The organism is Streptomyces sp. T12 (assembly GCF_028736035.1).
Taxonomy (GTDB): Bacteria; Actinomycetota; Actinomycetes; order Streptomycetales; family Streptomycetaceae; genus Streptomyces.
In genome coordinates, this window is the sequence record NZ_CP117866.1 from 10,106,142 (window position 1) to 10,133,071 (window position 26,930).

General features: G+C 70.1%; 29 protein-coding genes. 3 read left to right on the forward strand and 26 right to left on the reverse strand.

Annotated elements, in window-relative coordinates:
* Window positions 1-2,536: 2,536 nt before the first annotated feature.
* On the forward strand, window positions 2,537-2,803 hold the full coding sequence (locus PBV52_RS45310) for a hypothetical protein (RefSeq protein ID WP_274247335.1): 267 nt from the start codon (window positions 2,537-2,539) through the stop codon (window positions 2,801-2,803).
* Between the two features lie 1,328 nt (window positions 2,804-4,131).
* Entirely contained in the window at window positions 4,132-5,028 is an 897-nt protein-coding gene (locus PBV52_RS45315) for a DUF5655 domain-containing protein (protein ID WP_274249961.1), read from the forward strand.
* Between the two features lie 67 nt (window positions 5,029-5,095).
* On the opposite strand, the gene PBV52_RS45320 is transcribed toward PBV52_RS45315, so the two are convergent.
* Window positions 5,096-5,686: a DUF317 domain-containing protein gene (locus tag PBV52_RS45320; protein WP_306801502.1), complete on the reverse strand. Its 591-nt coding sequence runs from the start codon at window positions 5,684-5,686 to the stop codon at window positions 5,096-5,098.
* Window positions 5,687-5,976: 290 nt separating this feature from the next.
* Here PBV52_RS45320 and PBV52_RS45325 point away from each other — a divergent pair, with 290 nt between their 5' ends.
* Window positions 5,977-6,828 (forward strand): hypothetical protein, encoded by an 852-nt coding sequence (locus tag PBV52_RS45325; RefSeq protein WP_274247336.1) that lies wholly within the window; start codon window positions 5,977-5,979, stop codon window positions 6,826-6,828.
* Between the two features lie 215 nt (window positions 6,829-7,043).
* Here PBV52_RS45325 and PBV52_RS45330 read toward each other — a convergent pair whose 3' ends face one another.
* From PBV52_RS45330 to PBV52_RS45450, 25 genes are all read right to left on the reverse strand, one after another.
* Entirely contained in the window at window positions 7,044-7,229 is a 186-nt protein-coding gene (locus PBV52_RS45330) for a hypothetical protein (RefSeq protein WP_274247337.1), read from the reverse strand.
* Between the two features lie 65 nt (window positions 7,230-7,294).
* Entirely contained in the window at window positions 7,295-8,422 is a 1,128-nt protein-coding gene (locus tag PBV52_RS45335) for a DnaB-like helicase N-terminal domain-containing protein (protein WP_274247338.1), read from the reverse strand.
* On the reverse strand, window positions 8,422-9,693 hold the full coding sequence (locus PBV52_RS45340) for a DNA cytosine methyltransferase (protein WP_274247340.1): 1,272 nt from the start codon (window positions 9,691-9,693) through the stop codon (window positions 8,422-8,424). Before PBV52_RS45340 ends, PBV52_RS45335 begins: the two co-directional genes overlap by 1 nt.
* Complete coding sequence (locus tag PBV52_RS45345) at window positions 9,690-10,562, reverse strand: hypothetical protein (protein WP_274247342.1); 873 nt, start codon at window positions 10,560-10,562, stop codon at window positions 9,690-9,692. Before PBV52_RS45345 ends, PBV52_RS45340 begins: the two co-directional genes overlap by 4 nt.
* Window positions 10,563-10,681: 119 nt before the next feature.
* Window positions 10,682-11,518 (reverse strand): hypothetical protein, encoded by an 837-nt coding sequence (locus tag PBV52_RS45350; protein ID WP_274247344.1) that lies wholly within the window; start codon window positions 11,516-11,518, stop codon window positions 10,682-10,684.
* Window positions 11,519-11,648: 130 nt separating this feature from the next.
* Complete coding sequence (locus PBV52_RS45355; RefSeq protein WP_274247346.1) at window positions 11,649-12,461, reverse strand: hypothetical protein; 813 nt, start codon at window positions 12,459-12,461, stop codon at window positions 11,649-11,651.
* A 45-nt stretch (window positions 12,462-12,506) separates the two neighbouring features.
* Entirely contained in the window at window positions 12,507-13,109 is a 603-nt protein-coding gene (locus tag PBV52_RS45360) for a hypothetical protein (RefSeq protein ID WP_274247349.1), read from the reverse strand.
* A gap of 175 nt (window positions 13,110-13,284) precedes the next feature.
* Window positions 13,285-15,081: a type IV secretory system conjugative DNA transfer family protein gene (locus tag PBV52_RS45365; RefSeq protein WP_274247350.1), complete on the reverse strand. Its 1,797-nt coding sequence runs from the start codon at window positions 15,079-15,081 to the stop codon at window positions 13,285-13,287.
* Window positions 15,082-15,396: 315 nt separating this feature from the next.
* Window positions 15,397-15,918 (reverse strand): hypothetical protein, encoded by a 522-nt coding sequence (locus PBV52_RS45370; protein WP_274247352.1) that lies wholly within the window; start codon window positions 15,916-15,918, stop codon window positions 15,397-15,399.
* Window positions 15,919-15,991: 73 nt separating this feature from the next.
* Window positions 15,992-16,837 (reverse strand): DUF317 domain-containing protein, encoded by an 846-nt coding sequence (locus tag PBV52_RS45375; protein ID WP_274247353.1) that lies wholly within the window; start codon window positions 16,835-16,837, stop codon window positions 15,992-15,994.
* On the reverse strand, window positions 16,837-17,184 hold the full coding sequence (locus PBV52_RS45380; protein ID WP_274247355.1) for a hypothetical protein: 348 nt from the start codon (window positions 17,182-17,184) through the stop codon (window positions 16,837-16,839). Before PBV52_RS45380 ends, PBV52_RS45375 begins: the two co-directional genes overlap by 1 nt.
* 28 nt (window positions 17,185-17,212) lie before the next feature.
* Window positions 17,213-18,016, reverse strand: a complete 804-nt coding sequence (locus PBV52_RS45385; protein WP_274247357.1) for a DUF317 domain-containing protein — start codon at window positions 18,014-18,016, stop codon at window positions 17,213-17,215.
* Window positions 18,013-18,396 (reverse strand): hypothetical protein, encoded by a 384-nt coding sequence (locus PBV52_RS45390; protein ID WP_274247358.1) that lies wholly within the window; start codon window positions 18,394-18,396, stop codon window positions 18,013-18,015. Before PBV52_RS45390 ends, PBV52_RS45385 begins: the two co-directional genes overlap by 4 nt.
* 275 nt (window positions 18,397-18,671) lie before the next feature.
* On the reverse strand, window positions 18,672-18,839 hold the full coding sequence (locus PBV52_RS45395) for a hypothetical protein (RefSeq protein ID WP_274247360.1): 168 nt from the start codon (window positions 18,837-18,839) through the stop codon (window positions 18,672-18,674).
* Between the two features lie 20 nt (window positions 18,840-18,859).
* Window positions 18,860-19,078, reverse strand: coding sequence for a hypothetical protein (locus PBV52_RS45400; RefSeq protein ID WP_274247362.1), 219 nt, complete (start codon window positions 19,076-19,078; stop codon window positions 18,860-18,862).
* A gap of 16 nt (window positions 19,079-19,094) precedes the next feature.
* Complete coding sequence (locus tag PBV52_RS45405; protein ID WP_274247364.1) at window positions 19,095-19,469, reverse strand: hypothetical protein; 375 nt, start codon at window positions 19,467-19,469, stop codon at window positions 19,095-19,097.
* A gap of 28 nt (window positions 19,470-19,497) precedes the next feature.
* Window positions 19,498-19,740 carry a hypothetical protein gene (locus tag PBV52_RS45410; RefSeq protein WP_274247366.1) on the reverse strand — a complete coding sequence of 81 codons (243 nt, stop codon included), beginning with the start codon at window positions 19,738-19,740 and terminating at the stop codon, window positions 19,498-19,500.
* On the reverse strand, window positions 19,737-20,495 hold the full coding sequence (locus PBV52_RS45415; protein ID WP_274249963.1) for a hypothetical protein: 759 nt from the start codon (window positions 20,493-20,495) through the stop codon (window positions 19,737-19,739). The genes PBV52_RS45410 and PBV52_RS45415 overlap by 4 nt, the downstream gene beginning before the upstream one ends.
* A 23-nt stretch (window positions 20,496-20,518) precedes the next feature.
* Complete coding sequence (locus tag PBV52_RS45420) at window positions 20,519-21,214, reverse strand: hypothetical protein (protein WP_274247368.1); 696 nt, start codon at window positions 21,212-21,214, stop codon at window positions 20,519-20,521.
* A 13-nt stretch (window positions 21,215-21,227) separates the two neighbouring features.
* Window positions 21,228-22,070 (reverse strand): relaxase/mobilization nuclease, encoded by an 843-nt coding sequence (locus PBV52_RS45425; protein WP_274247370.1) that lies wholly within the window; start codon window positions 22,068-22,070, stop codon window positions 21,228-21,230.
* Window positions 22,067-22,492: a hypothetical protein gene (locus tag PBV52_RS45430; RefSeq protein ID WP_274247372.1), complete on the reverse strand. Its 426-nt coding sequence runs from the start codon at window positions 22,490-22,492 to the stop codon at window positions 22,067-22,069. The genes PBV52_RS45425 and PBV52_RS45430 overlap by 4 nt, the downstream gene beginning before the upstream one ends.
* Before the next feature lie 99 nt (window positions 22,493-22,591).
* Window positions 22,592-23,041, reverse strand: a complete 450-nt coding sequence (locus PBV52_RS45435; protein WP_274247373.1) for a hypothetical protein — start codon at window positions 23,039-23,041, stop codon at window positions 22,592-22,594.
* A 250-nt stretch (window positions 23,042-23,291) separates the two neighbouring features.
* Window positions 23,292-25,091, reverse strand: a complete 1,800-nt coding sequence (locus PBV52_RS45440) for a hypothetical protein (RefSeq protein WP_274247375.1) — start codon at window positions 25,089-25,091, stop codon at window positions 23,292-23,294.
* Window positions 25,088-26,230: an AAA family ATPase gene (locus tag PBV52_RS45445; RefSeq protein ID WP_274249964.1), complete on the reverse strand. Its 1,143-nt coding sequence runs from the start codon at window positions 26,228-26,230 to the stop codon at window positions 25,088-25,090. Before PBV52_RS45445 ends, PBV52_RS45440 begins: the two co-directional genes overlap by 4 nt.
* A 194-nt stretch (window positions 26,231-26,424) precedes the next feature.
* The gene (locus PBV52_RS45450; protein ID WP_274249965.1) at window positions 26,425-26,649 is read right to left on the reverse strand and encodes a hypothetical protein; all 225 of its coding nucleotides are present in this window, start codon (window positions 26,647-26,649) and stop codon (window positions 26,425-26,427) included.
* Between the last annotated feature and the right edge of the window lie 281 nt (window positions 26,650-26,930).

The following is a 26,930-nucleotide window of genomic DNA, read 5'->3' on the forward strand; positions in this document are numbered from 1 at the left end:
CGAGGATCGCAACCTTGAAAACTGGATAGCGAATCTGATTGGCAGTCGGGTGGCGGTTGCCCTCTGAGGCGACCGAGGATCACAACACCGAGAAGATGCCGACCTCGGCGAGGCGGGCGAGGTCTGTGGCGGGCGATCGAGGATCGCAACTCCGGTTTGAGGACGCGCATGCCGATGAACGCGGCGAGTGGCGGTCGCCCTCCGGGGCGGCCGAGGATCGCAACCTCGCGCTGGAGCCGACCGGCCTGGTCGTGCCTAGTGCCGGTCGCCCTCCGGGGCCGAGGATCGCAATGACTGGGTCGGCGACCTCGACGACACCGTCGCCCTGGGCGGCGGTCGTCCTTCGGGGTGACCGAGGATCGCAACACCTTCTTCATCAGCCAACAGTCGGAGCGGGCCTTCGAGGTGGTCGGTAGTCCTCCGGGGCGACCGAGTTCAACAAGGCTCCTCCGCTCAGCACCGCGCAGAAGTCCGAAGTGGCGGTCGTCTTGCGGGGCGGCCGAGGATCGCAATTACGAACAGGTCCACATTCGCTACAACGGCTCCGAGATGGTGGCTGGCCTCCGGGGCGACCGAGGATCGCAACTCGGTCGGCAACGGCCAGATACACGCAGTCTGCGGCCGTGGCGATCGCCCTCCGGGGCAACCGAGGATCGCGACTTCGAGCCGAGCACGCTTTCGCCGGCTGCGACCATTGTGGCGGTCGCCCTCCGGGGCAACTGAGGATCGCAACACCGCGTCCGGGGCGTGCGCCCTGCTCGGACCCGTGGTGGCGGTCGCCCTCTGGGGCAACCGAGGATCGCAACATGCCCTCCGCCATCTCCAGCACGCCGCGCTGCATGGTGGCGGTCGCCTTTCGGGGCGGCCGAGGATCGCAACGGGATGATCGGAGCCGGGAAGGTCTTCGAGGCCCTCGTGGCGGGCGCCGTCCGGGGCGACCGAGGATCGCAACCCCGTCACGCCGAAGGTCCTGGCGGAGGGCCCGATCGTGGCGGTCACCCTCCAGGGCGACCGAGGGTCGCAACATGAAGTCGCGGCTCTCCGAAGCGGCGTCCGACAGCGTGGCGGTCGCCCTCCTGGACGACTGAGGATCGCAACGGCACGGGTGTGCTGGCGCACTTCGGGCTGTGGAAGGTGGCGGTCGTTCTCCGGGGCGACCGAGGATCGCAAGGGGTCGCCGACCCGCAGCACCACGTCATAGGCACGAGTGGCGGTCACCCTTCGGGGTGACCGAGGATCGAACCACCTGTACGGGCCGGGGGCAGGCGAACGAGCACGAGGGTGGCGGCCGTTGACAGGCGACCGGGGATCGCAACATCAAGCGGTGGGCGCACGAGCGGATCCGCGCCGAGGTGGCGGTCGCCCTGCTGGGACACCGACTACGAACACGCTGAGATCAGTGCGGTCTCCCTCCGAAGGACCGAGGATCGCAACACGTCCGAGGAGATCCTCGGAGCCGACGGCCCCCAGGTGGCGGTCTTGCGATCCTCGGTCACCCTGGAGGGCGACCGCCACCCGGGCACCCAGCACGCACATCGCGAGCGGTGCCTCGTTGCGATCCCCGGTCGCCCCCGAGGGCCCCTCCGGGTTGACCGAGGATCGCACCGACGTGTGCACGCTCTTGCCATCCCCCTCCACCTCGGTGGCGGTTGCCCTCCAGGGCGACCGAGTATCGCAACCGCACGGCCGGCATCGCGGCCGCCCGCGGCCTGCTGGTGGCGGTCGCCCTCCTGGGCGACTGAGGATCGCAACAGCGCGGGCGAGGAGCCGTTCCGGGACGGGACGCTGGTGGCGGTTGCCCTTCGGGGCGACCGAGTATCGCAACACCGAAGAGGGCTGGATGGTGCAAGCGCTGCCCGGTGGCGGTCGCTCTCCGGGGCGATCGAGGATCGCAACAACTCGTAGGATCAGGAGGTGGCGGAGGACGACGAGTGTGGCGGTTGCTCTCCGGGGCGACCGAGGTTCGCAACGTTGAGAACTTGGCGCGCGAACCAGTGCGCCCTGGGGTGGCGGTCGCCCGCGGAGTGACCGAGACTCGCAACGAGTGGTGTTTGTCGGGATGCCATCTCCCCCTCACAAGGAGGCGGTCGATCTCCGGCGGTGGTGGCGTCGTGGGGCGGTTGCCCTCCGGGGCGACCGAGGATCGCAACGTCAAGCACTTCATCCGGCCGGAGCAGGTAGCCGAGGCGTGGCGGTCGTCTTTCGGGGTGACCGAGGATCGCAACATGTACGGCAGGGCAACGATCGGCAGACCCAGGTAGAGCGGCAGTCGCCCCCCCGGGGATGACCGAGGATCGCAGCACCGAGGACGGCGAGTACATCCGCACCGAGTACCGGGTGGCGGTCGCCTTCCAAGGCGTCTGAGGGTCGCAACGGATCCAACCGGTCCACCAGCATCAGCAGACGGCAAGAGTGGCGGTCGTCCTCCGGGACGACCGAGGATCGCAACACGTCCACCGGACAGCCCAGGCATCCGCTGTACGTGCTGGCGGTTGCCCTCTGGGGTAAGCGAGGATCATAACAGCTCACACTGGCCGTGGATGCGAGCGCCGAGCTTGAGGTGGCGGTCGCCCTCCGGGTGACCGAGGATCGCAACGGTGCGCTCATGCGGCAGCTGCACGTCTGGTTCGGGTGGCGGTCGCCCTTCGGGGCGACCGAGGATCGCAACTTCGCGACGTTCACCGCCGTGGCGATCGCATGGGACGTGGCGGTCGTCCTTCGGGGCGACCGAGGATCGCAACCGCGTCATCGCGAACGTCACCGACCCTGGCGCGCCGTGGCGATCGCCCTCCGAGGTGACTGAGGATCACAACAGCATGACCTGCAGAGTGTCGTTGCCCCCGAGCTCGTGTGGCGGTCGCTTTCTGGGCGACCGAGAATCGCAACCACGACGACGAACGGGCCCTGGAGTACTGGGAGGACGGTGGTGGTCACCCTCCGGGACGACCGAGGATCTCAACGTCGAACACGGCACCCGGCAGGTCGATCGTCACGGCCATGGCCGTCGCCCTCTGGGGCGACCGAGGATCGCAACGGGTTCGCGCGCGACGTGCCGAACAGTGGCGGTTCCGGGCGGTGTGCTGTACGGCTGGGCTGTACGGCTGTCGCACAAATAGGCCGGACACGACGTGCGGGTCCGCGCCAGGACGTCATGGTTTGTCGTTGGGCAGCAGCCACGCGTGTCGCCCAGTTTCGGGAACGCTTCTCGGCCGCTGTGTCGGCGAATTGTGGCAACACCCCCGTCCGCTGTGGTCCTGCGCAGCTCAGAGGCGTTGACGGTACTGACCGACATCGAACTCCGGCATCCGCGGCGTTGTCGGCTGTCAGCGACGAACGTTGCCGGGATCCGCCGACATACTCAGACGTCATCCACAGCGACGCCGCCCACCGCATCGCCTTCTTCGGCATCGTCCCCGACTCAGACGCTGTCGGACGTGACCTCCGGGACGGCTCAACGCATAGGTCTGGGGAAGATCTGATGAAGCGTCTGATCGCGTTGGTCACGTGCTGGCCACGTTGGTCACGAAAATCGCGCATCGTTACAGGTCAGACCCGCAAGCCCGGGAGACGGCCGGGGCCGCCACCCCTGGCCTGATAGAAGCGTAAAGGGCCTCTGACCTGGCATTTTGTTGTCCGGTCGTAAGTTCGCGCTTCCTGTCTAGGCTGACCCTCATCTAGGTGTTTCTGCCTGTTCCTGACCGCTACTGGTCACGCGCTGGTCACGTGTCCACCGTCGGGGCGGCCCCTGCGGGCTGTTGCGGCAGAAGCGGGCATCTCGCTGATGGGACGGCCCGCGTGGAGGTCGAGGACCACGTCATGCAGGACGCGCAAACATACAGGTCGAATGGGGTCTGACTCTTCGGGGTCAGGCCCCTTGAGCTTTACTGCGGTGGGTAGGTGCTGGACTGTCTGACCTCTCGTCATCTGCCGTCAGCCCCGATACCCGTACCGTGCTGGATTCGTGCCGGATGCTGACGAATCGCGCGGGCACCTCGGGCGTGCGTGCCATTCGGGAGGGCTGTTAACCCAGTCGATCAGGCTTCCAGCACACGTTCTTCACGCGATTACTGCCCGTTGCGGAAACAAATCTCCACCTGCCCGGCGTTGTCGATCTCCGATGCGATAACGGGGGTGGTCGGCTTGAAGCTGTTCCGTACGGACATAACGAAAAGCGGCGTGACCGAGGTCACGCCGCGTCTTGCTGAGGTCGAGGCTGATGTGCAGGGTCTGGTCGAGGCGCACATGGAGACGCTGCTGGGCGTCCGGTTCCTGGCCAGCGAGTACGGCACCGGGCCGGTCCACGGGGGCCGGATCGATTCGCTCGGGCTGGACGAGAACGGATCGCCCGTCATTGTCGAGTACAAGCGCGGTGTCGACGCTGGCGTCATCAATCAGGGCCTGTTCTACCTGGCGTGGCTGATGGACCATCGCGCCGAGTTCGAGCACCTGGTCCGCGACCGGCTCGGGGTGACGGCCGCGTCCCAGGTCCTGTGGAGCGGCCCTCGACTGATCTGTATCGCCGGCGACTTCACACGCTACGACGTGCATGCCGTGCGTGAGCACCGGCGGTCGATCGACCTGGTCCGCTACCGACTCTTCGGCAGCGACCTGCTCGGGCTTGAGACCGTGGCGTCCGTGAGCGGCGGAATGCAGGTGGCACGCCGGGCGCGCCGCCAGGCAGTTGCTCGGGCGGCAGCCGACGCCGAGGGTGCGTCGATGGTGGAGCTGGCGGGCGCGGTCGATGAGGCGCTACTCGGGCTCGGCGACGGTGTGAACCGTGTCGAGCGCAAGCAGTACCGGGCGTATCAGCGGTTGCGGAACTTCGCCTGCCTGTGCCCGCCGCAGCGCAGCAAGCTGCTGGTCTACCTGAAGGTCGATCCGAAGGAGGTCGACCTCGTTCCGGGCTTCACCCGGGACGTGTCCGGGCTCGGTCACCACGGGACGGGTGACCTGGAGGTTCAGCTCCGCACTCCGAGGGACGTGGAGCGGGCGCAGGATCTGTTCCGGGCGAGCTACGCGGCGGCGTGATCGGATGCCGCTGCCTGTCGCCTGGCGGGCTGCGCTTCGTGCGGTGTCTGCGGTCGTGGGCCGGTGATCAGCGCGAACGGCTGGCGGGTCGGCTGGCCGTGACCGACCGAGCCGCCGGCGCACTGGCGGCGAGTCGGGTCCTGTGCTCGCGGCCTGGCTGCGCCTGGCGGGTGCCGGTCTTTTGGGCGAGGGTCTCGGCGAGGCCCGTCAGCAGTGAACTCGGGGTGTGCCGGGACGCGGTGATGGCCCAGGTGGGCCGTTCCGGACCGGGACTGGCCCAGATGGTCCAGGTGGCCAGGTTCTGATTCGGGTGCTGTGCGGCGAAGGCGTCGAACTGGACGCCCGCGTCCCCGTCGGGGGACGTCCAGCGGATCCATCGCCCGTCCATGGTGTGCTTCCATCCGGCGTCGGAGAGCGGCTGGGTGGCTGCAGTGACCGTCTTCTCGTCCACCGGGACACCGATGGCCGTGTCCCAGCCGTCGCCGTCGGCGAGGTGGATGAGCAGATCCTGCAGCACCGGTCCTGGGGTGGCGCCGGTCGCGTTGAGGACCCACATGCGGTCGGAGACGGGTGTCTCGTAGGCGGCTACGGTCCATGCGGTCTCGTGAGCGGGGGTTTCGTGGACGCGCTCAATACGCAGGGTCTGCGACTCGTGGATGGCGTGCGTCGATCAACTCCAGTTCGGGCTGGCTGCCGCGCATCGACATAAGTCTGGGTCCGGGATCAGGAAGATGCGGCATCTGTGACTGGGGAGCCTCTGAAAAGGTCCGTAGAAAAGTCCGCTTACAGAGCTGATGCCGGTCGTCCGTTGGTGCAATCTGCTATTTGGAGGGCGCGTCCGCACACCATGCCAGGTTGCCAACCAGCCAATCGGCCGGGATGTGACAGAGCGTCATACAATCAGCCGTGCGCACAGGCACCAGGACACGACAGCGTTGAGGTGGGGCAGTGGCAAGAGACCAGCCCAAGACCGGGCAGCCTGAGCCGAGTGAACCTACAACCCATATGAGCGCTACGGTTCACGATCAGGGCACTGCCAATCAAGCAGGTAACAACCAGTACATAACCAACAACAACTACTTCGGCGGGGCGGCTCCAGGCCCTGCCCCAGCGTCACCATCACAGGACACTGCGGACGGCGGCGACGGCGCAGCCGAGGAGGGCTGGTTAAGAGCACACCGCAAGGAGTGGATTCTCGCCCTCGGCGGGGTCGTGGCTGCCGCCATTACTGCTGCGGCCACGTACGCAGCCGCCACCGGCGACAGTGACGAGGGCACCGGTTCCACGCCTTCCTCATCCCTCACCAGCGGTCCAGCCACTGGATCGCAGTCGGGCAAGGGCGAATCAGGCGGCTCTTCACCTTCGACCGGTTCTAAGGGTGAGGAAGCGAGCCAGACCTCCTCGATACCAGCGGTCTCCCCTGGCGTGCAATGGCAGGGTCCGTTACTGCTCGACGGTGGCGCTAAGGACTTGGACAAGGGCCAGCCCGTCGATGCAACTGGCCGCAACGATGTCGGCACGGGCGGCATCTCTGTCCCCTACGACGTCTTCGCGCTAGACGACGGATCGTTGTCATTGTGGGAAGGCGACCGCAAACTGCCGAACTACGCCGACTGCGCGGAAACCGTGGACTCCACCGGCACTCACTCCGTGTCCGTGGATCTGGGAAGTGTCGTTTGCCTGAAGACCGAAGAGGGGCGCGTCGCACGACTGAAGGTGACACAGTTCCCAGAGGCCAGCGGCCCTGTGGTGAAGTTTGACGCCGTCGTCTGGGATCTTGCTGCCGAGGCTGACGGCTAAGACTCCGGCCGTACCAAGGGTGGAAGAGGCGTGCCCCCGGTCCCCCGGCGCCCGGTACCGGCGTGGACCACGGCCCACTCGGCATCCGTCACGTTGGTTGGTACCGGCGTGCGCGCATCGGGTTGTCGGCGGTGTTTCCGAATCGGTGCGTGTGGAGAACGGTCCCCTGCTCGAATAGCAGCCGACGGCGAGCGGTCTCAGGAGGCTTGAGTTCGTCATTGAGACTCCTCGTGATCGATGCGGGCCAGGACCAGGACGTTGGTGGCGGCGACGCTCCAGTTGGCAGCCTCCAAAGCCATGAGGGCGACGCGGGCCTGCGTGCCGGTCAGGACGGCCTGCACGGCGCTCGGGTGAGTGGGGTGGGTGTCGAGGCGGACGTGGGCGTCGATGGTGGCAGTCACGTGGGGGTCTCGTCTGTTCTGCCGGTGGCCGGGCCTTCGGGGCCGGCCACCGGCGTACGTGGGGGCTATCGGGTTGCTCGTGTGGACCGGGCGGTGTGCGCGACCGTGGTGGTCGGCGGTCCGGCGCGGGTGGTGGGCGCAGGCAGCTGCTGCTGTGGCGGGGTGGCTCCGGTGGCGTGCTGCCAGCGGGTGCGGACGGCGCCGATGTCGGCGAGGGAGCGGCGGGCGCCGACGACGAGTTGGAACGGTGTGTTCGCTGGGTCGCTGGCGTACGCCTCGATGCGCCGCCCGGTGTGTTCGGCGGTAGCCAGGAGGGAACGCCGCAGGGCGCGCTCGCCCCAGTGCTCCACGGAACCAGCCGGTTCCGCCAGCATGCGGAGCACCTCGCCCGGTGCACTGCCGTCGTCCAGCAGGCCGCGCTGTTGGGCTTCCCACAGGACGGTGACGGGGTCGACGGGCTCGTGGCGGCGGGCCAGGGCGGTCAGGCACTGCCACAGGCCGGCGTGCAAGGGCAGGGTGAGGTCGTCGGGGAGCAGCCACGGGACGGACTCGATATCGGATGGGTGGGCGGTGGCGGTCGCGAGCAGCAGTTGCTCCTCCTCGACCGCCTCGGTGTAGTCGGGCGCGATCGCTGGCGGCGGTGCCGCGGTGCGGGGCAGCACTCCGGCGCGCGGCGGGAAACGGCTCGCGATGTCGTCCACAACTGCGGCGAGCGCGTCGGCCGTGGCGAGCACCGTCTGGACGGGGTGCGGCAGAGAGGCGTCGTGGACGGTGTGGACGAGGCGTTCGGCGGCCGTCTGCAGACGGCGGCGGGCGTGTTCGGCCTCGACCATCCGTGCGTAGGCCGGTGCGTGGCGAGGCCAGGGGCAGACCTGGACGAGGGTGTGCAGGTACGAGGCGGTCAGTCCGCGCGCCTGCTCGCGCCCTGTGGCGAGCACGTGGTTGAGCCAGTTGGTGTTCTTCGCATGCTCGGCGGGGTCGGGCGGCGGCAGGGTGCTGATCGCGGCGAACAGGGCGGAGTGCGCGGCGGTGGAGAACGAGTTGGCGGCGATGCCGCTCACGTCGTCAAGGCGGTGCGGATCGAGGAGGAGGGCCCCGAGGAGGGCCTGCTCGGCGTAGCGCACGGGCAGTGGGGGATGGGTATCGGGCAGGTCGTCGAGGTCGTCTTCGTCGGGTTCGGGATCGTGGGGCATCAGGCGGCGAGGGTGAAGTCGTCGGGGGCGAGGGTGACGCCGAGGTGCGGGGCGAGGAGGTGGCCTGCGAGCAGCGGGGGCACGGCGTTGCCGATCTGCGAGAACTGCTGGCCTTTGTTGCCGGCCCAGGGGTAGTCGGCGGGGAAGGTCTGCAGGATCCCGGCCTCGCGGGCGGTGATCCGGATCGGCTCCGGCACCGCTGGCACGTCCGTGTCCTCCGCTGGTGCCGAGGCCGGTTCGGCGACCCAGGTGCACTCGTTCGCGCGGTGTCCGAAGAAGAGCGTGCCCGCTGGCTCCTGGATGGACCGGATGGTGGCATTAGCCTGGTTGTTGCTCCGCAACGACCAGGACCAGCGGTGGTCCCCGGCGGTGAACGCCGGCGCCGGAGCGGTGTCAGAGCGGTCCTCACGTGCGCCGTGCCGGGCCGCCCGTCCAGCTCCTTCGCGGCGGGACGGCCGGTCGACGCCGTCCGGCCGGGGCATCCAGGTGCCGCGCTCCCGGGCGTCGGACAGCGTCTTGCGGGAGCCCGACGGGAACGGTTCGGGACCGCCGCCGGGACCGCCCCCGGCGCAGACGGTAGGGACGGGCCGGTCGGTCGCGCCCCAGCCCAGGGCCTCGGCCATACTCACCCAACGGGCACGGCCCGGCCCAAACAGCGACTCCGGCTCGGCGACTTGGGAGTGCGTGGGCGGGGGAGGCTGTGCCGTACGGACCCGGGAGGCGAGGAGGATCGCCCTTCTCCTGGTCTGCGGGACGCCGAAGTCGGCGGCGTTGAGGATGCCGTACCAGACGGAGAATCCCCATCCGCGAAGGACGGCCGCGTACTGCTTCCACAGGGGCAGGACGTCCGGCACCTCCTCCATGGCGACCCAGTCGGGCTCGCCGACCGTGTTGAGGGCATGCAGGTAGCGCATCGGCTCGGCTGCGAGCAGGGAGCGCTCGTCGCGGCACGCGGCGAGGAGGCGTTCACGGGTGTCGCGTCCGGCAGCCAGGTCCTCGACCGCCGCGTGCACCAGCGGCTGGTCGAGCAGGCCGAGGCGTTTGCCGGCCATGCTCCACGCCTGACACGGCGGGGACGCGATCAGCCCGCGCGTGCGGCCGATGAACGGCCACGTCGGATACCTCGCCACGTCGGTCCGGACCGTCAACTGCCCAGCAGCGATACGGGTTTTGCACGCCCACGGGTCCCATTCCAGACCGATGTCGCGCACGCCGAGGACGCCCAGTGCTCGGCTCCAGCCGCCCGGCCCCGCGAAGAGGTCGAGTATCACGTGGCCAGCCCGAAGTCGTCCTGCGAGACGGCCGGTTCGCTGCTACGGCAGGCCCAGGGCGAACAGCCGACCACCACACCCTGCTCCAACTCCTGCGCATCAGGAGCGTCGGTCAACTCGCTTTGCCGGGCAGCCCATTCGGCGGCGGTGACATGGTCGATCGGGGCTTCGCTCAGCGGTACCCTGGAACGGTGCAGAAAAGCCTGCCCGAGGAGCCGGTTGCCGCTCGCGTTCGCACGGGCGTTGCCCTGACGGATAGCGGCGTCGAATTCCACGACGTCCTGCCACTCGTCCGGGCTCGTGTCACGGATATTCCGCCACTGCGCATTTCCGTGGAATGGGCACCCCAGACAACTCGATTTCGGCGTGTCCGCCAGGCCGATCGATGTCAGGTAACGAATGCAGTCTTCTCGCGACCAGCCCATGTCGATGAGCGGATGCCGGTTGCGCATGTAGCGGACGTCGGCGTCCTTGGCGCGATGGAATTCGTCCGTGGAGATACCTACCCACTGCTCGACGAACACGCCCTTGGGGATGCGTGCGGGGTAGGGGTATCCGAGGATTTCTCGGACCTTTTTCTTGATCGGTTTGATTTTGTATTCCCCGGTGCATTGCCGTCTGGTCATCCCCTGCTTGCCGTCCTGATTGAGGATGTAGAGGGGCATGGAGGCGAAGCGGTGCGCCGGGTCGAGGGCGTCCTTTCGAATGTTGCCCGAGGAGACTCGTAGAATGGGTATTCCGGCCGGGGTGGCTATTTCCTGTTCGAGTCGGTCGAGATGATCGTAGACCGTCCGGGGTTCCCAGCCGGTGTCGGCGAAGATGGCGTAATCGGCTTTGGGGAGAACGCCGTTGGCGGAGAGGGCGAGCATGGCGCTGGACTGAATGCCGGCGCCCAGTGAAATGCAGATGCGCGTGGGGGAGTCGTGAATCGGGAATTCCTTGCATGAATGGAGGAGAAGGCAGGCAAGCGCTGACGGGGGCGGCGCTGTCAGCGGCGTGCGCGGGAGGAGTTGACCGTGGTGGGTGCGGCAACGGGGCCGACGGCCGGCCTGCTGGCGGGAAGGGGGGAAACGACGACCGTGCTGAGGGCGGAGATTCCGTGGGCGGTCAGCCGTGCGCGGTCGCGCAGCGGCCCGCCCGTAAAGAAGGGCGCTGCGGACGCGGGCTCGCGGATGACCAGGACCTGGGCTTCCAGCTGGCTCAGCATCTCGGCGTCCACAGCCGTTTCGTGGTGGTAGACGCGCTGGTTCCCGTCGTATTCGGTGACGGCGATGTGGCCTCGGGCGACTTCGAGCAGCGCAGCGCGATGGTCCTTGGTCATACCGGGCACGGTGGTGGTGCTGCGTGCCCTGCTGGGCAGTCTGCCGGCGATGACCATGGCGGAGCCGATGATGGTCAGGGGTGCGAGCGCGGTGAGTTCGCGGGCCAGCTGTACGTATTGGCCGACTCCGTGCCGGGGATCGAGGAGCTGGTGCTGTGCATCGTCCGGCGGTCGGACGTGCTGCGCGGCGGTGAGGTAGCGAGTGGCGCCACCGGTCAGGTGGGTGAGCTGCTTCAGCCGTACGACAGCGCCCTTGACCGAGTCGATGGCGGGCAGGGGCTGCTGGCGGACCGCCTTGATGGCGGCGAGGGCCTCGCGCTCCAGTCGCCGGGCGGAGGCGGCGTAGGCATCCGGATCAGGTTGGGGAGTGCGGCCGGAGAACAGGGTGTCGATCAGGTCGTTGTGCTGGGTGTAGAGGTCGGCGAGCGCCAGCAGCCGTTCCACGGGGGTCAGGGGCGCGGGTGCGTCCACGTCGAACAGCGGGGCGTCGGACGGTGTTGTCATCGCGGAGGTTTTCAAGGGCTGCGGGGGCGAGTGAGGGGTGGGCGAGCTGGCCGACCGCATCTGGGAGCTTGTCGGCCCCGGCCAGGTGCCGTGGGGGAGACGAGTACGAGGTCGTCGGGGGCGAAGCTGTTCACCGCCGCCTGCCAGCCGCGGCGGCAGCAGGAGCGGGCAACGATGCCGGTGCCGTTGTCGGCGTGCGTGCGGGTTTCTGGGTGTCCAGTGCCAGCCGTCCGGCGGTGGTGATCGTGACGCTCCGGTCAAGGAAGAGGGAGGCCCCTTGCTGGATGCGGATCAGCTTGCTGTCCGCGAGGACGGTGAAGGGCTTGCTGCGGATGGTGCTGCCGTCGCCGGCCCGGACGGTCTCCCGGCTGCTGCGCAGAGACCGGGAGACGCTGGTGCCGCCCTGGGCGATCTTTTCCAGGGCCGTGTAGTGGGCTGGGGTCAGCGGCGGAAGCGGTGGCAGGTGCTCCGGGTGGCTCTTGAGGTCCCCGACGATGCCCGATGCGGTGTAGAGGCAGCCGGTTGCGCACAGGTCCAGTTGGTGGGCGACCCTTCCCAGGGCCTCGGCCAGACGAGGGGCGGCTTCGGCATGCCGGGCCTTGCGCACGGTGTTGTCGTCCAGCGGCGGGCCGCCAGCGAAGGCGGTCCCTTCCAGCGGGTTGTCCGCGACCGCGCTTGCGAGGTCGAGGGCGGCCACAGACGCTGATTCCACGACGGAACTGAGCGCCTCCAGGGTGGCTCGGCTGCCGGGTACGGCGGTGTACTGGCTGCCGTCGAGGGCGGCCAGCCGCCCCAGGGCGCGGCCGGTCAGCTCGTGAGCTTGGGCGATCTTCGGGGCGAGCTGCTTCAGCATCTCGCTGCCTGGCTGCGCCTTCAGCGTGCTGACGCTGGTCTTCAGGGCGTTGAAGTCGGCGCCGAGCTTGCGGAGGTGGTCGACCTGCACGGGCAGATCGATCTGACGGATGGCGATGGTGGGTCTCCGGGGAGGTCAGTGGGTGCGGCGCCGCGCAGGCTCGGTGGCCGGTCCTCGGGGGACGGCGGCCGACGTGTGCTGGGGCGCGGCGGGGATCGCGTCGGGTGTGGGGATGCCCAAGTCGACGTGGACGCCGAGCCCGTGGGCGTAGGCGTGGGATTCGGCACGGACGACTGAGCCCAGCAGGTCACGCTCGCTCAGTGGCATCGGTGGCCGGTACGACGAGCCGTCGGTGGAGGGCGTGAAGCCGTGCTGCTCCAGGAGGGCACGGGCGGTGGAGGTCGCGGCGGTCACGGCAACGGTGCCGTCACCGATCCGGAAGCGCAGTTCGGGAGCGGCTACGGGATGGTCGGGGCTCCAGCGCGTCGTCCAGGAGAGGTCGACGAGGTCGTGGGTGTGGGCCAAGAGCCCGTACATCGCGATCCCGGCGCGCTCGTGCGCGTCCTGCGCGGCGGACGGTGGGAGCAGGTAGAGGGTGCGGCCGAGGTGTTCGCGGGCGAGGAACCCGGCCTCGGTCAGCAGCCGTTGGGCGTCGCGGATGTGGCGGTTGAGGACGATGAAGGTGTGTCCGTCGTCGGTGGCCCCGATGAACACATCGGGGATGTCAACAAGAGGCAAGGTGGTCCAGGGGTATGTGGCGCTGCTTCAGCGGACCAGGCGGGAGGTGGCCCTTTCCGATGACGCCGACGGGGCGGGCTGGCTGAGGACGCTGGGCGAGCGGTGGCGGGAGTGCGGAGTCTGGTGCGGGCTTCGTCGCGGGAGTGGACGGGCACCAGGTGCAGGCGGGTCTGGCTCACGCTGCCGGTCCGAAGTCGGCTTGGGTGGGCGCGTGCTTCGCGACGGCGCGGGCGGTGATTGCCTTCGACGCGCGCTCGGAGGCCGCCGACAGGTTGGCTGCACCGGGCTCCAGGTACCAGGGGCGCAGGTCGAGCATGGCGGCCCGCATGCCGGTGGCGAAACACAAGGCCGTGCCCTTGGGGAGTGCCCGGATCGCGTCGGCGGGCAGGATCCGCTCCTGCCGCATCGACACCGAGGTCGACTTGCCGGACTCGGACATTGAGGTGGAGGTGGTCTCGACGTCATGGTCGCCTATGAGCCGGGAGAGCTTGTCAGCGAAGTCCGGGTCGTCGATGCCGCTGCCGATCACCTTGACGGTGGAGGCAGACCACATAGCGTCCATGCCCGCGTCGCCCCACACCTTCTGGCCCTGGCGGTAGGACTGCAGGATCGTGATCGGGATGATGCCCCGTGAGCCCAAGTGCGAGTACAGGTCGGGGAGATCACTGATCTTGCAGACGTTGGCGGCCTCGTCGAGGATCGCGAGCATCGGCGGGTCCAGGCGCCCGCCGGCACGCTCGGCCTGGGCGGTCGCGGCGCGCATCACGGAGTCGGCGCACGCCGCGATCAGTGCCGAGGCGCCGCCACCGCCGTCCTTGCTAAGGAGGAAGAGTGTGTCGGTGGAGGTGACGAACTCGCTCGGCCTGAACTCCCGCACGCCCTTCTGCGGGGTGACCCACGCGGCAATCTCCGAGTTGAGAAGGGCGGCGGCGTACTGGCGGGCGGTCTCGTAGATGCCATCGCGGGTCTCCGGCGGTCCTTCCACTGTGCCCTTGAGCTGGGCAGCGACAGCCGTGAAGCCGTGGTCGCGCAGGACGTCCAGCGGGGTACGGTCGGCAGGGAACGCCAGCCAGTTCATGACATCGGTGATGGGTCGTTCGTCGAGGGCCGCAGCGAGGAACAACTGCGCCAGGATGTTGGATCCGGCCTTGGACCAGAAGTCGCCCTGCTGGCTCGCGTCCACGGAGGCGGCGAGGAAGTGGCCGGCCAACCGCCCAGCGCCGTCCAGGGACTTGGCGTCCGCGAGAGGGTTCCACCACATGGCCCGTTCGGCGTGGGCGATCTGTTGCGGGTCCATCGACCAGGTTCGGCCGATGGCTGCGCGCGCGTCGAGGGTCGCGGTGTAGGCGTCGCCAGCCGCCTTGTTGGAGGTGAGCAGGACCGGTCCGGGGGCGTTGAGGATCGACGGGATCGCGAGGCTGGTGGTCTTGCCGGAGCGCGGCGCCATGATGGCGACGGCGACGTCCTCGTAGCCCATGCGCACCTCGTGTTTGGTGCCCTGCAGGTTGCCGAGCAGGATGCCGGTGTCGCGGGCCTCGATGTGCTTGGCGTCCTTCAGGCTCGGGCGCAGGGAGCGGGCCTTGTCGGATATCGCCTTGGCCATCAGCGGTTCGATGTCCCGGGCTTTGGCCATGCCGGTGATCTTCTTCTTCCGGCTGCCGCTTCGGTTCTTGCGCCGGGCCCACAGGATGCCCGCGGCAGTGCCGAGGGCGAGGAGGAGGAGAACGGGGACGATGCGGGCACCGATCAGCAGGGACGTTTCTCCCGCGTCCGGCCAGACCTGCTTGGGGTGGAGGAGGGAGTCGGTTGGCTGGTACGGCGCCCAGTCGGCTCCGGTGAGGTAGGCGGTGATGTTGCCCGACAGCCAGGCGAGGTGGGCGAGGGGGACGCCGATCGCGACCATGCCGAGGAGGAGGCGCAGGACGAGGTCGTACCCGTCGGTGGAACTGTTGGGGGAGGAGGAAGGGGGCAAGAGCTACGAGCTTCCGGGCGGGGACGAGGGGGCAGCGGCTGTGGCCGTTCTTGGCCAGCGGTTGTCGCGAGGGAGTCGGGGCTGGCCGCCAGGGCGGTGCGCCGGGCAGCGAGGGAGCGAACGTGTTCTTCCAGAGCCCCGGCGACATGCAGGGCGAGCACGTCCGTCGTTGTGCGGGTGACGAGGTTCGGGCCAAGGGCCGGGAGACTGCGCGCGCCGTTGGGACGCGGTGCGAGGGCCGGACCGCGAGCGCGGTAGTGAGGTGACGCGCTGGGATGAAGCCGACCCCGACGGTCTCGTGAGTCGCGACCGCGCTCACGTTCGTGCCGACGCCCGCCGACCAGGCGAGGTCGAGGCTGCGGTCGGCATGGGGGCCAGGGGTGAGGGGGCTGTGCGGGCTGCCTTGTGGATCTCGCGGAGTGACTTGCCGTGGGTGGCCCAGTCGTCGAGGTAGCTCCACGACTCGGCGTGGTGTTCGGCGAGGGCGTCGTCGTAGGCCGGGGTACCGGGCTTGGCGGTGGCGGGGAGGGCATCTCGTGTGGCCAGCCATTGCTCGTGCAGTTCGTCGAGCCGGTCGAGGGCGGCCTGCAGGACGCCCAACTGGTAGACCCAGCGGCTCTGCATGGTGTTCGCCGGCAGGCGGCCCAGTTGCGTCTCGGCTGTGGCCAGCAGGTGGCGGGCGCCGTGGCGGAGTGGCTCGAACGCGGTGTGGGTGTCGGCGTCGCGCTGGCTGGCCCGCAGGCCGTAGGTGTGGTCGTCGTAGGGCCAGCCGTCGAGGTCGGTGTGCTCGTCGGAGTAGGCGTCCCAGGCGTCGAGGATCTTCTTGCTGTCCCGCACGTAGCGGTCGAGGTGGCGGAGGAACGCGCGGTGTGCGCGGTGATCGGCGGAAATGGCGAGGGGTCCTGTCGGTTCAGCGGTGGGCGGCCGGCTGCGCGGTGCTGGCGTTCGCCGGGGTCGTCGCGGGTTTCGTCTGCTGTCGGCGGGCGGCGCGTGCCTGGGCACGCAGTGCCTTGATGCGGGTGGTGTGCGCGTCGACCGTGTGCTGCGGAGTGAAAGGGCTGGACCTCTGCATGACGCCGTAACGGGCGGTGCGGTCGAACATGCCGCGCTGCACCGGTGCCGGGTCCGTGAGCGCGGCGACGAAGGCGGTCACGAGGTGCTCGGGCGTGTGGCTGCTGAAGGCGGCGTGCCACAGGTGGGTGCCAGAGCTGACGCCGTCGAGGCGGTCGCGGACGTCGATGTGCCAAGTGACGGACACCTGTTCGCGCCAGGGCACCGTGCCCGAGCCGTTCCCAGGCAGGCGCTCCACCCTGCACCCCGGCGGATCGCTGTACGCGATCCCGCGGCCGTCGATGAGCCATCCGGCGGCTTCCAGCACGGACAGAGGGCTGGTCGGCTCGGCGGGCGCGCCAGCGACGAGGGCGTCGGTGAGGCCGGCGAGGACTTCGGCGGGCACGAGTTCGCCGAACTCGGCGTACCAGCCGGGCTGGGTGTCGGCGGGTTCGGCCCGCAGCCGCCACCATGCGGAGGTGGTGGACTGCGGGTCGAACTGCAGGCGGTGGCGCAGGTCGGGGCTGCGCAGGACGATCTCGGGACTCAACGGGTCGGAGACGGCGCTCCATCCGGCGGCGGCCAGGCCGTGGGTGACGTGGCGGGCGTCTCCGGGGCCGGCGAGGTGGCGGGGGCTGGTGTCGAACGGGATCTGCGTGGCGTGTGTGTCGGCGAACGCGGCGAGCTGCCGTTCGCTCAGCGGCATCAGTCGCCCGCCGGCTCGCGCGGGCCGGCACTGTCGTGCAGGTGGCGGAGATCGTCTAGCACGTAGTGGAGCGTGTGCTGGTCGGCCTGTTCCCACGCGGCCGTGCGCAACTCGGTGATCAGAAGGTCGACTTGTGCGGTGCGCGGGATGTCCGCGTGGTCCTGCAGGGCTCGGGCGAGGGCGCGCAGGGTGTCGGCGAGTTGGACGGGCAGGCCCGTGTACTCGTCGAGGAGGGGCTCGACGAGGGCCAGGGCCTCTGCGGGGTCGGGATTCTCGCGCAGGTAGCAGGTGAGGTCCGACAGGGTTTCGGTCGCTGCGTGGATGGCGTCCGGGGTGAGTGCGGGCATCGGGCTCCTTGGGACGGGGACGTCGGGGTCAGCGGCGGGTCCGCGCGCGGCCAGCCGGAGTGCGGGGACGGGCGGTGGTGCGTGGCCGGGTGCTTTGGGCGCTGTTGCGGGCCCAGCTGGCGGCGCGGGCGGCCGTGATCCGGGCCTGCTGCCAGGCGCGGAGCTGGGAGAGCGTGACGGAGACCGACCAGGTGCGGATCTGCGCGCTGTGCGGGACGCGTCCGCGCGGGCGCATCACGGGATCCGGGCTGGCGAGTTCGGTGGAGAAGGCTTGCACCAGGTGCATGGGCATGTTCGGCGTGAAGTTGGCCGTCCAGCCGTTGCCCTGCTTGTCCTTCGCTCCGGTCCACCACGTCGCCGTGCCGTCGGGGCTGTGGCGGTACTGCATCCACGCGGTGCCGTCCGGGTTGGTCGCTGTGTAGTGCTTGCCCTCGAACCGGGTGTGCCAGTTCTGTTCCTGCAACGGCTCCCAGACGTTGGGAGCGTGGGCGGAGCGGGGACGGGTGAGGGCGTCGGTCACGCCGGCGACGATCTCCACCGGGGTCTGCTGGCCCAGGTGCGCCGACCAACCGCCGTTCAGGCCGTCCGCTTGGCCGTGGATGGTCCACCCGCCGGGAAGGACGTAGGGGTCGTAGGCGACACGGAGGGTGCGGTCCGGGCTCTCCATGAGCAGAGGGCCGCCCGTCTTGGACTTGTCCCGCCATCCCGAGGCGCGCAGGAACTCTGAGACGTGCCGGACGTCACCGCCGCCGGCGAGGGCGCGCGGCTGGACGAGGTAGTGCTGCTCGGCCTGCTCGCCGGGGCCCCAGCCCTGCCATTGCTTCTTCTTCACCGGTGCCGCCGGGCGATGAGCGGTGCGGGTGCCGGGGGCTTCGCCGCGGTGGTGGCGGGCTGGGTGCCGACGTGCTGCAGGGTGTCTTTGTGTTCGTCCAGGTCGAGGGTGATGTCGTGCAGTCTGTTCGAGGCGCGGCCCAGGGCGAGCCATACCTCTGCGGGGAGGGTGCCTCGTTCGGCCTGGTCCTTGGCGAACACGCTGCCGGTGGCGACGAGGTGGGTGATGCCACCGAGGACTCCGGTGTCCGGGTCGAGAACGTGGGCGATGACCTGCGCGGCCTGGGGAGGGGGGAGTTGCGAGAGGTGGTCGGCGAGCTGGTCGAGCTGGCGGGTGATCTCGTCGGCCAGCCTTGCCGGGTAGGGGGCGGGGTGGGACATGCTCCTCCGGGTCAGAGGGGGGACGGTCAGTGGTGGTGGCGGTTGCCGATGCGCAGCGTCTCGGCGAGGACGGCCTCCGGGCGGGCGCCCGCCAGCGGGGACGCGCGGTCGGGGTCGGTCGGGATACAGGCGCGCAGGTAGCGGCGGAACAGAGCCGTGGCGAGTCGGGGCTTGAGCCGATGGCTGATGGGTGGGGGTGTGCGGGGTACTACGGGTCTCTCCGGTCGGGTCGGGTGGGGCGGCCCCGGAGATGTGCCGGGGCCGCCCGGTGGGTTTTACGGGGTGTGCCGGGCTTGTGCGAGGCGCGAGGGGGAACGGGCCGGTGCCGGGTGCTGCGTGGCGGGGCTGGCCGCACGGGCACGGATGTCGCGCACGGCCTGCTGGTAGGCGGCTTTGTCGAACACGTCGGTCGCGCAGCTGACCTCGTACCCGGCCAGGAGCAAGGCGGGGATGGCACGGGTCGCTAGGCGTTTCTGCTCGTCGGCACAGAGGCGTTCGGGCACGGTGTGCCAGATGTAGATCGGCGCGCCCGCGGGGTATTCGTGGCGTTCCAGCCCAGCTGGTCCAGCAGGTCGTGGAGCTTTGCGGGGGCGCCGGTCGGGGTGTCGGCGTGGATGGTGGTCGTCAGGGCCTTGATGTAGATCTCGACGTCCGTGCCGTATTCGTCGGCCAGGTTGGCCATGAAGGTCTCTCCGGGGTCAACGGCAGCGGGTGGCCGGGGGCTGGTCGGGGCTCGGCGGTGGTGCAGGGGTCGGCTGTTGCGGAGCGCGGGCGGCATGGTTGCGGGCACGAAGGATGGCGTGGGCGGCCCTGTTCAAGGAGCTGGCGGTGTCCCCGAGCCGTGCGAGGGGTTCGGGTTCCCCGCCGGGGGCGGCGCTCTGAAGGTCACTGGCGGCGATCCAGGCCCGGACGACCACCTCCCTGGTGAGGGGCAGCAGCCCGTCAACCGGTGCGGCGATCTCGGACAGGACCTCGGCCACCTCACTGCTGGTCTCGGCCACCCCGGCCCGCTCGGCGAGCCGGGTGAGGTAGCGCCGGGCCGCATCACGTTCGCTCTCCGGTGTGGCCAGCATGTTCAGGGCGGGGTCGAGGTGGACGCTGTCACCGGACGAGCAACGTGTGCGCGGCGGTGGTCGCTGCGAGGCGCTGTTGCTCGACGGGCAGGCCGTGGGGAAGCCGGTGGTAGTCCCCGCGAGGTCCGGGAGCGGGGAGGAAGCCCCCGGTCCGCTGGAGGATGCCCGCCGCCTTCTCGGTGCCGCCGAGGGCGACGACCACGTCGGTGCGGGGGTCCTTGGCGATGGTGACGTACTCCAGCACCCTGAAGTCGGGCTCCGTCTGCTTCATCGAGCCCTGGCGGTCGGCGTACGGCTGCCGGCCGGGACCGGTGGCATGGAGGCTGGGGCGGAGGTGGGCGCGGTTCGGCCTGCGGGGTGCTGGAGGGCGGTGCCGATGCCGAGGGCGTCGAGTTGCGGGCCGATCTCGCGCAGGGCGCGGGCCTGGGCCTGGGTGTCGTCGCCGCTCAGGCGGTGGATGCCGCTCTGCGGGTCCGGGACGAAGCCGATGGCCACGAGGACGGCGCCGACCCGGTCGTCGGCGGGGGCGGTGGCGACGCTGCCATCGTCCTGCCAGGTCAGGACGAGCCGGTCCGTCTGGGAGGGCTGGATGCCGCCCAGGGCGTTGCGCCGGGCCTGGGCGAGCGCGCTGTCGTAGCGGGCGAGCAGGTCGCCGGAGATCTGCTCGGCGCTCAGGAACGGATCGTCCGATAGGGCGATGCCGTTGGGTTCGGGGACGGCGCGGTATGCCTCGTCGGGCAGGGCGCGGGGGGCGACGGCGGCGATGAGGAAGCCGTCGCGTGCGTCGTGCCGGTCCAGGACGACGAGCTGGGCGCCGTCCGGGCGGCTCAGGACGGCGGCCTGCTGCAGCGGCTGCTCGGCGAGCATGGCGGCAACCAGGTCCAGGTCCCAGATGCGGTCAGCGAGTTCGGCGAGGTCGTCCTTGGCGTCGGCCGGCAGGTGGGAGCTGGTCCAGGTGTCGGGGAGTTCGCCGGCGAGGACGTCGGCGTAGGAGGCGAGGCGCTCGGAGGTGTCGTGGTCGTGCATGGTGTCCTTGGGCGAGTTGAGGGTCAGCGGCGCAGTCCGGCGGCCACCGGGGGCGGCGGAGCCGGGAGCGTGCGCGGCGGGGGCGGGCAGGCGCACATGGCGGAGCGTTCGCGTTCGGTGGCGGGGACCTCCGCGGTGCAGGTGCTGCGGCCGGGGTGCGGGGCGTGCCGGTCGGCGAGTGTGTTGCGGGTGTGGGCGAGGTCGGTGCGCAGGATGTGGAGGTGCTCGTCGGCGAGGTAGCGCAGCCGCCGGGCGGTGTAGGGGTCGGCCGTCTGGCCGAGCCCCTCGTGGAAGTCGGCGGTGGCGGTGAGGACTTCCTCCAGCGCGGCGAAGATGCCGTCGTGGGCGGCGGTCAGTTCGGTCAGCGCGTCGGCGACCTCGTCGCTCGTGGTGGCTTCACGGATCCGTTCGGCGAGGTGGGCGACAGACGCGCCGAGCGGCAGGTAGTGGGCCTCGCGCGTCTCGGTGTCGAAGGCGTCGTCGGCGTCGACGTGGTAGTTCACGGCGCGCAGCCGGGCCACGGCCTGGGTGGCGAGACGTTTCTCCTCGGCGTCATCGAGACCTGTGGGCAGGCGGTGATAGGTCTCGTGGAGGCGGACGACGGGGACGAAGCCGCTGCGCTCAAGGATGCTGTGGGCTTCCGGGTCGCCGCCGCCGGCGAGGACCTCGTTGGAGTCGAGGTCGCGCCCCAGGGTCAGGAAGCGATCGGCAAGGGCCAAGAAGAGGGTTCTCCTACGGTGATCGGTGAGCGGTGTGCCGGACGGCGGGCGGTACGGCGGCGCCCCGGGGCTGGACCAGATGCGCGGCGGTGCTGTCCAGGTCCTGCTGGATGGCATGGAGGCGGCGGCCGATCAGCTCCAGGCGGTGCGCGGCGTTGATCCCGGCGGCGCCGGGCTGGCGGGCGATCCGGTGCGCGGTGTGCTCGACCAGTCCCCGGACCGCGGCCAGCGGGCCGGACTGCTCGTCGGCAAGCTGCATGAGGACACTCGCCAGTTGGGCCGATGCCGTGGGCGTGCGGATAGTGGGCCGCGCCGTGAGCCCGGTGCATGCGGGGATCAGACGGAAGTCCTGCTCGATGCGGCGCGCCTCGTCCGCAAGGCGCCGCAGGACGTCGACGGGCGGGGCGTGCCATGCACCGTCGATGTGGATCAGGTTGGCGATCAAATCGAGGCGTCCGGACTGGGCCTGAACGGCGATCCAACGGCAGCCGTCCTCCTTGCCCGGAATCTCGATGCCGGCAACGCGGGCTAGCCGGTGGGCAGCTTCGGCCCACTCGGGGCCGGTCAGCTCCCGGTCGTCCGGGTGAAGCCGGACGTCGAGATGGAGGATCGGCCGCCGGTCGCCGTCCGGACTGGACCCGAACGGATAGTCCAGATAGGGGTCTTCGAGGTGCTCGGCCCACTCGACGGACGTCCAGGTCCTGTGCTCGTCGTCCGGGGCGAAGTAATCCAATCCCGGCCAGTGGGCGACGACCGTGTACTCCGTCAGGCCCTCATTGGGCGAGACGGGCCGCCCCAGCGCCTCAGCGAGTGGATCGTGCGGAGTGTGGCTCCGCTCGTGCAGGCGGGGGATCATCGGCCGCTCCGGATGTCGGCGATGTGCACAAGCTGGTTGAGGGCGGTGGTGGTGTACCAGCCGCAGTCGATCACCTCGTCGCGGTCGGCGTACCGCGCAAGGAGCGCGTCCTCCATGGCCCGCAGGTAGATCAGGCAGTCCGGGCAGCGGCGCGAGAGGTGCACGAGGTAGCGGGGGTGGGCGGTGACGTAGGACTGGGCGCCGCCGGTCGCATCACGCAGCCGCCATCCGTCCTCGTCGGTCGGCGTGTGCCAGGACGGCGCGACGACGCGCATCGCGTCTCCCCACAGTTCCCCGCCGGCCACCCCCCTCAGGACGACGACGGTGTCACCGGCCTGGAAGTGGGCGTGGGTGATGTCGCGGTCGGGGGTGAGCGGGTCGGGTGTCGGAGCGAACGCCGACGTGGGCGAGGGCTGGGACATGCGGTTCCTTCCACACGAGACGGGCGGGGTGGGAGGAACAATGGTCCGGAGGAACGCCGGTTTGGCTAACCGGCGTTTCCCGGCTATGTTCCGCCTGCGTCAGCGGAACGGGTTCTCCGTCTCGCGGTCCGCCTCGGACGCTGCGTCGAGGAGTTCGACCAGGTCAGCGCCTTCGGCGTCGCGCTGATCAATCCACCACCCGGCACGAGTGATGGCGCGAGCCTTGTCCTCCAGCTCCGCCCAGTCCGCCTCGTCCCAGGCCCCTTCGATGACGAGCGCGGTGTGCGCCGCCGTCATCAGCTGGTGGCGGGAGCGCTCGCCCCACTCCAGGGCCTTCACCGGGCCCTCCAACGGCGGCATGTCGAACTGCTTCGCCCACGCGACGGCAGCCTCCTGCTCTGCGGCGCGCTTGGCCGCGAGCCACTCCTCCTTGGACTCGGTGTCGGCGTCGCGCGCCGCCTTCCAGCAGTCGGTGCAGTCCTTCGCCGCGAGCCAGCGGGCGAAACCCGCCCGCTTGTCGGCAGGACGGTCGGAAAGGTCATGAACCACCTGGTGAGAGCATGCGTGCTCCACGGTCCAATGCGTAGGGACCCCCGGGGAATTCCGTTTGATGGGCGTTACGTTCGAGGTCGGGCTGCTGGTCTGGGGCTTCAAATCGAGTGCCTTTCGTTGGCGGTTGGGGTGGTGGCCTGCGTCGTTGCGGAGGTTCGAGCATCAGATGCACGCTTCATGCGGCGGACGGAGGTGGTCTGGAGTGCTTGGCGGTGGTCTCGGGGACGCTTCCGCCTTCTGCGTCGTCTCAGCGTGTCCTGCGGATGGCGTCTGTGGCCGCCTTGGCGATGGCGGCAGGAGCGCTGGAGGGCTGGGACAGGTGCAACAAGGTGGTCCCCGGCAAGTGGTGGGACTTGGCGGTGAGGGTGAGCTGGAGTACGGCGCAGCCGGCGGTCGTGAGCTGCTTGACGCGGGTGACGGCTTGAGCGGTTTCGTCGCTGCCGTACCGGGCGTCGGTGACGATCACGAGGAGGCGGCCGGCGCCGGGGCGGCTGAGTTCGAGGCCGTGGTCGAGTGCGTCGATGGCGTCGCCGAGGTTGTGGTGGCCGCCGTTGGCATCGAACGTCGTCACGCGCTCTGGTGCTCGGTGGGTGGGTCGGGTCAATGCGGTCAGGTGCCTGTCGTAGGCGATGGTGGCGGTAAGGGAGTCGGGGTCGGTCAGGGCTGCTGCGCGTGCCACGATCCAGGCAGCGGACGCGACGGGCGCGCAGGCGGCACGCATGGAGCCGGAGACGTCGACGGCGATACCCACACGCAGCGGTGGGGTTGGGGAGTTGCGGCGGCGGGTGTGGGTGAACGGTTCCGCGGTGGGGACCGACCCGGCCGCGCGCTGAGCGTCGCGGGCGAGGGCCGCGCGCATGTTGAGGCGGCCGGGCGGGGTGGGGCTGGTGGTCCGCTCCTCGGTCCGCTCGCGGTAGGCGGCAGCACGCAGGGCGCGGCTCAGGCGCGCGGCGGCACTCTGCTCGGCGGCGGTGGGCCTGCGGGTGCCGGTGACCGGGTTGCTGTGGGGCGCCGGTGTGCCGTCGGGGGTGACGGTGGTGCCACGGGCGTTGAACACCGACTTGGCGGTGGCGGCGGCTTTGCGTCGCTGGCCGGCCCGCTGGGCGCGGTCCTGAGCCTGCGCCTTGGACCGCGACGCCATGGCGTTGGACGCTGCGTCCTGTGCCGCGAGGTCGGCGGCGTCGGTGGCTGCCGTGCTGTCCATGACGACCCCCACGGCGCCGGACAGCAGATCGGTGAGGTTCTCCGGCACGGGAAGGGCGGGGGCCGCAGTGTCCAGAGCGTCGCACCATTCTTGACCGTGCGCGAGCATGGTCGTGGCGTCGTGGTCGGCGCACTGGTGGGCTGCGGTCCAGATGCGGGTGAGTGTGGCCAGCAGATCTGCGCCCAGCACCCTTTCGCACAGATCGGCGACGGCCCGGGTCTCGCCGGCGTCCAGGATGCCGACGTCACGGCGGCCGAGGATCAGGGCCGCCACGGCGGCGGCGTGCTCGATGCCCTGGAGGGTGGGGTGGGCGATGTCGGGCAAGACCAGGGTTCGGGCACTGGTGCGCAGGTACGTGCGGTCCGTGGGCCGCGTGATCAGGTGTGCGCCTTCGACGCGGCTCTCCTCCAGCAGGAGCGCGGCCTCGACGACACGGGGGTCCGCTCCGGCTGGCGCCGTCCAGACGGAGTGGGCCGCGTGCGCGGCCTCGTGGACGAACACTCCCCAGGCGGCGGGATACCGCTCCTCGTCGCCCACGATCCGCGGATGGATCTCGTGGGGCTTCAGCGGGGCGAACAGGCCGGCGTCGAACTCGACCTCGCCCAGAGTGGGGAAGAACGCGGCCGGTGCGCCGCTGCGTGTGCCGGGGCGGCAGGTGACGAGGAGGTCCTGGCGGCCGGAGAGGTCGACCAGCCGGTCGCCGAGTTCGGCTCCCACGCGCAGCCACGCGGCCGGGGAGGAACGGGGTTGCGCGGGCGGGGCGCCGTCGTCGTCCCATCGCGCGAGGTCGGCGTCGTCGTCCCGCGTGGTGGCGGGGGACTGGACGTGGTGGTGGGCGCTCATCGCGAGCGGCCCCGGTGTGCGGAGCCGGTGCTGCCCGGGGGCTGCCGGGCGGCTGAGGCGGGGAGCTGCTTGCCGAGGGTGAGGGGCGCGATCTTCTTGACGCCGACTGCCTTGATGACGGCGGCGGCGACGGCGTCGCGATCCTCCACAGGAGCGATGCCGACCAGGTTCGCGAGCGCGGCTTTGGTGCCGAGGACGGCCTCGGTCTTCTGGTAGCTGAGCAGTTCTCGCAGTTGGGGGGCCCAGCCCAGCTCGCCGAGTTCGACTTGGTGGGCGAGGTGTCGGGCGACCCGGACCACCCGGGCATCGATCCTCAGCGCCAGGGCGAGGTCATAGTCCGTGCCGATCTGGATCTGCACGCTGAACCGGCTCGCGAGCGCCTCCGTCAACACCGCGCCGTGGACGCCGGGATTGTGGCCCGCCACCACGTAGAAGCCCGGCTCGGCCTTGATGGTCTCGCCCTTGTGGGCCTTGACCTGGATCTGCCTGCGCCCGTCCATCGCGGGATACAGCGCCGCCAGGACCTTCGGTGAGATCAAGGTGGCATCGTCGATCAGCAGGGCGCGGCCCTCGGTCATCGCGGTGACCAGCGGACCGTACTGGAAGACGTAGGCTCCCGCGTCGTCCTGTGTGTACTCGCCGATCAAGTCGCCGACCGTGGTGTCGCCGTCGCCGGCGACGGTGAGCAGGTCCGGGAACGCCGCCTCGACCAGACTCGTCTTGCCGGTGCCCGGAGGGCCGTAGAGCAGCACCGGCACGTCGGCGTCGCGCAGGCGATTCAACGCCTCGACGTCGGGCAGATCGGCCAGCTCCCGGGGGTGGTAGAGCTGGCCCCCCGCGCGGCGGATCGGGCCGGTCTGCCTGGGCGGGGCTGCTGCGGGCATGGTCGTGCGGGCCCTGGCCGCCTGGGCGCGGGGAGAGTGGGTGCCCGGGGGGCTGATCACAGCGGTCTGCGCGGCTGCGGCGGTTTTCGCGTTCGCGCGGAACTCCGGTTGTCCGGTTCCGCCTTGGTCGGCCTCGCCGCGTCGCACCAGGGTGAGGGCGGCGTTGCGGACGGCGCCGTGGGAGTGGCCCAGCTGCCTGGCCATGTCCCCGATGGTGAGCGTGTCCGCCGGCCGGTCGGCCAGCAGTCGGGCCACCTTGGCCCGTAGTTCGCCGCCCTTGGTGCGCGCTGGACTGGTAGGCGGTCCGGGTGTGGTCAAAACGAGGGTCCTTCAACAGGTTCTGGTGCGGGCGGGGTTGGCGATGCGCTGGAGAGGCTGGCCGCTCTCGGAGCGGATCACGGACTGTGCCGACATCGGCGACCGGGCCAACCGGGGCGTACCGTCGGCGCTCACCGGCCGACCGAGGGCTCGGTCCAGGTGCAGGGGGTGGTGGCCGGCGACGAGCAGCTCGCTGGCTGCCGAGCAGGCCCGTGCGTCCGCTCCGTACCGGGTTCCGTCGCTCGGCAGGCGCAGCCGGGCGTCTCTTCGAAGCCGTCCTGGAGCAGGATCCGCCGGGCGGCGGCGTTGTAGCCGGTGGTGGTGATCTCGCCGGTGATGGTGTGCCGGATCGTCATGAACGGCTCTGCTGGTGCTTCGGGCAAGGCGGATCTCCTAATCGGTGGTGGCGGGAAAGTGGTGGGGTGTTGGGCGAAGGCGAGGCGGGCCCGGAGCTTCCAGCACATCAACGGTGCGTGGCTGGACCGCGAACGATGGGCAATGACTGCCGACATGCTCCAGGGCGGGCCTCACCGCCCCGCAGCTACCTGACTCGCCTTTCCGCACGTTCTGATAGCCGGGTGTACCAACAACGGCCATAAATGGATCTCCTCAAAAGGGTTGGAAAGTAGTGGGGGTT

Bases quoted from the DNA above. Each gene is read 5' to 3' on its own strand.
- PBV52_RS45400 (WP_274247362.1), bottom strand. From the start codon at position 19,078: ATGGCCAACCTGGCCGACGAATACGGCACGGACGTCGAGATCTACATC.
- PBV52_RS45425 (WP_274247370.1), bottom strand. From the start codon at position 22,070: ATGATCCCCCGCCTGCACGAGCGGAGCCACACTCCGCACGATCCACTC.
- PBV52_RS45440 (WP_274247375.1), bottom strand. From the start codon at position 25,091: ATGAGCGCCCACCACCACGTCCAGTCCCCCGCCACCACGCGGGACGAC.
- PBV52_RS45375 (WP_274247353.1), bottom strand. From the start codon at position 16,837: ATGCCGCTGAGCGAACGGCAGCTCGCCGCGTTCGCCGACACACACGCC.
- PBV52_RS45450 (WP_274249965.1), bottom strand. From the start codon at position 26,649: ATGACGATCCGGCACACCATCACCGGCGAGATCACCACCACCGGCTAC.
- PBV52_RS45350 (WP_274247344.1), bottom strand. From the start codon at position 11,518: ATGACAACACCGTCCGACGCCCCGCTGTTCGACGTGGACGCACCCGCG.
- PBV52_RS45405 (WP_274247364.1), bottom strand. From the start codon at position 19,469: ATGCTGGCCACACCGGAGAGCGAACGTGATGCGGCCCGGCGCTACCTC.
- PBV52_RS45430 (WP_274247372.1), bottom strand. From the start codon at position 22,492: ATGTCCCAGCCCTCGCCCACGTCGGCGTTCGCTCCGACACCCGACCCG.
- PBV52_RS45415 (WP_274249963.1), bottom strand. From the start codon at position 20,495: ATGCACGACCACGACACCTCCGAGCGCCTCGCCTCCTACGCCGACGTC.
- PBV52_RS45410 (WP_274247366.1), bottom strand. From the start codon at position 19,740: ATGAAGCAGACGGAGCCCGACTTCAGGGTGCTGGAGTACGTCACCATC.
- PBV52_RS45345 (WP_274247342.1), bottom strand. From the start codon at position 10,562: ATGCTCGCCCTCTCCGCCAACGGCGTTCTCCCCAAAGCCGATTACGCC.
- PBV52_RS45390 (WP_274247358.1), bottom strand. From the start codon at position 18,396: ATGTCCCACCCCGCCCCCTACCCGGCAAGGCTGGCCGACGAGATCACC.
- PBV52_RS45335 (WP_274247338.1), bottom strand. From the start codon at position 8,422: ATGCCCCACGATCCCGAACCCGACGAAGACGACCTCGACGACCTGCCC.
- PBV52_RS45380 (WP_274247355.1), bottom strand. From the start codon at position 17,184: ATGCCCGCACTCACCCCGGACGCCATCCACGCAGCGACCGAAACCCTG.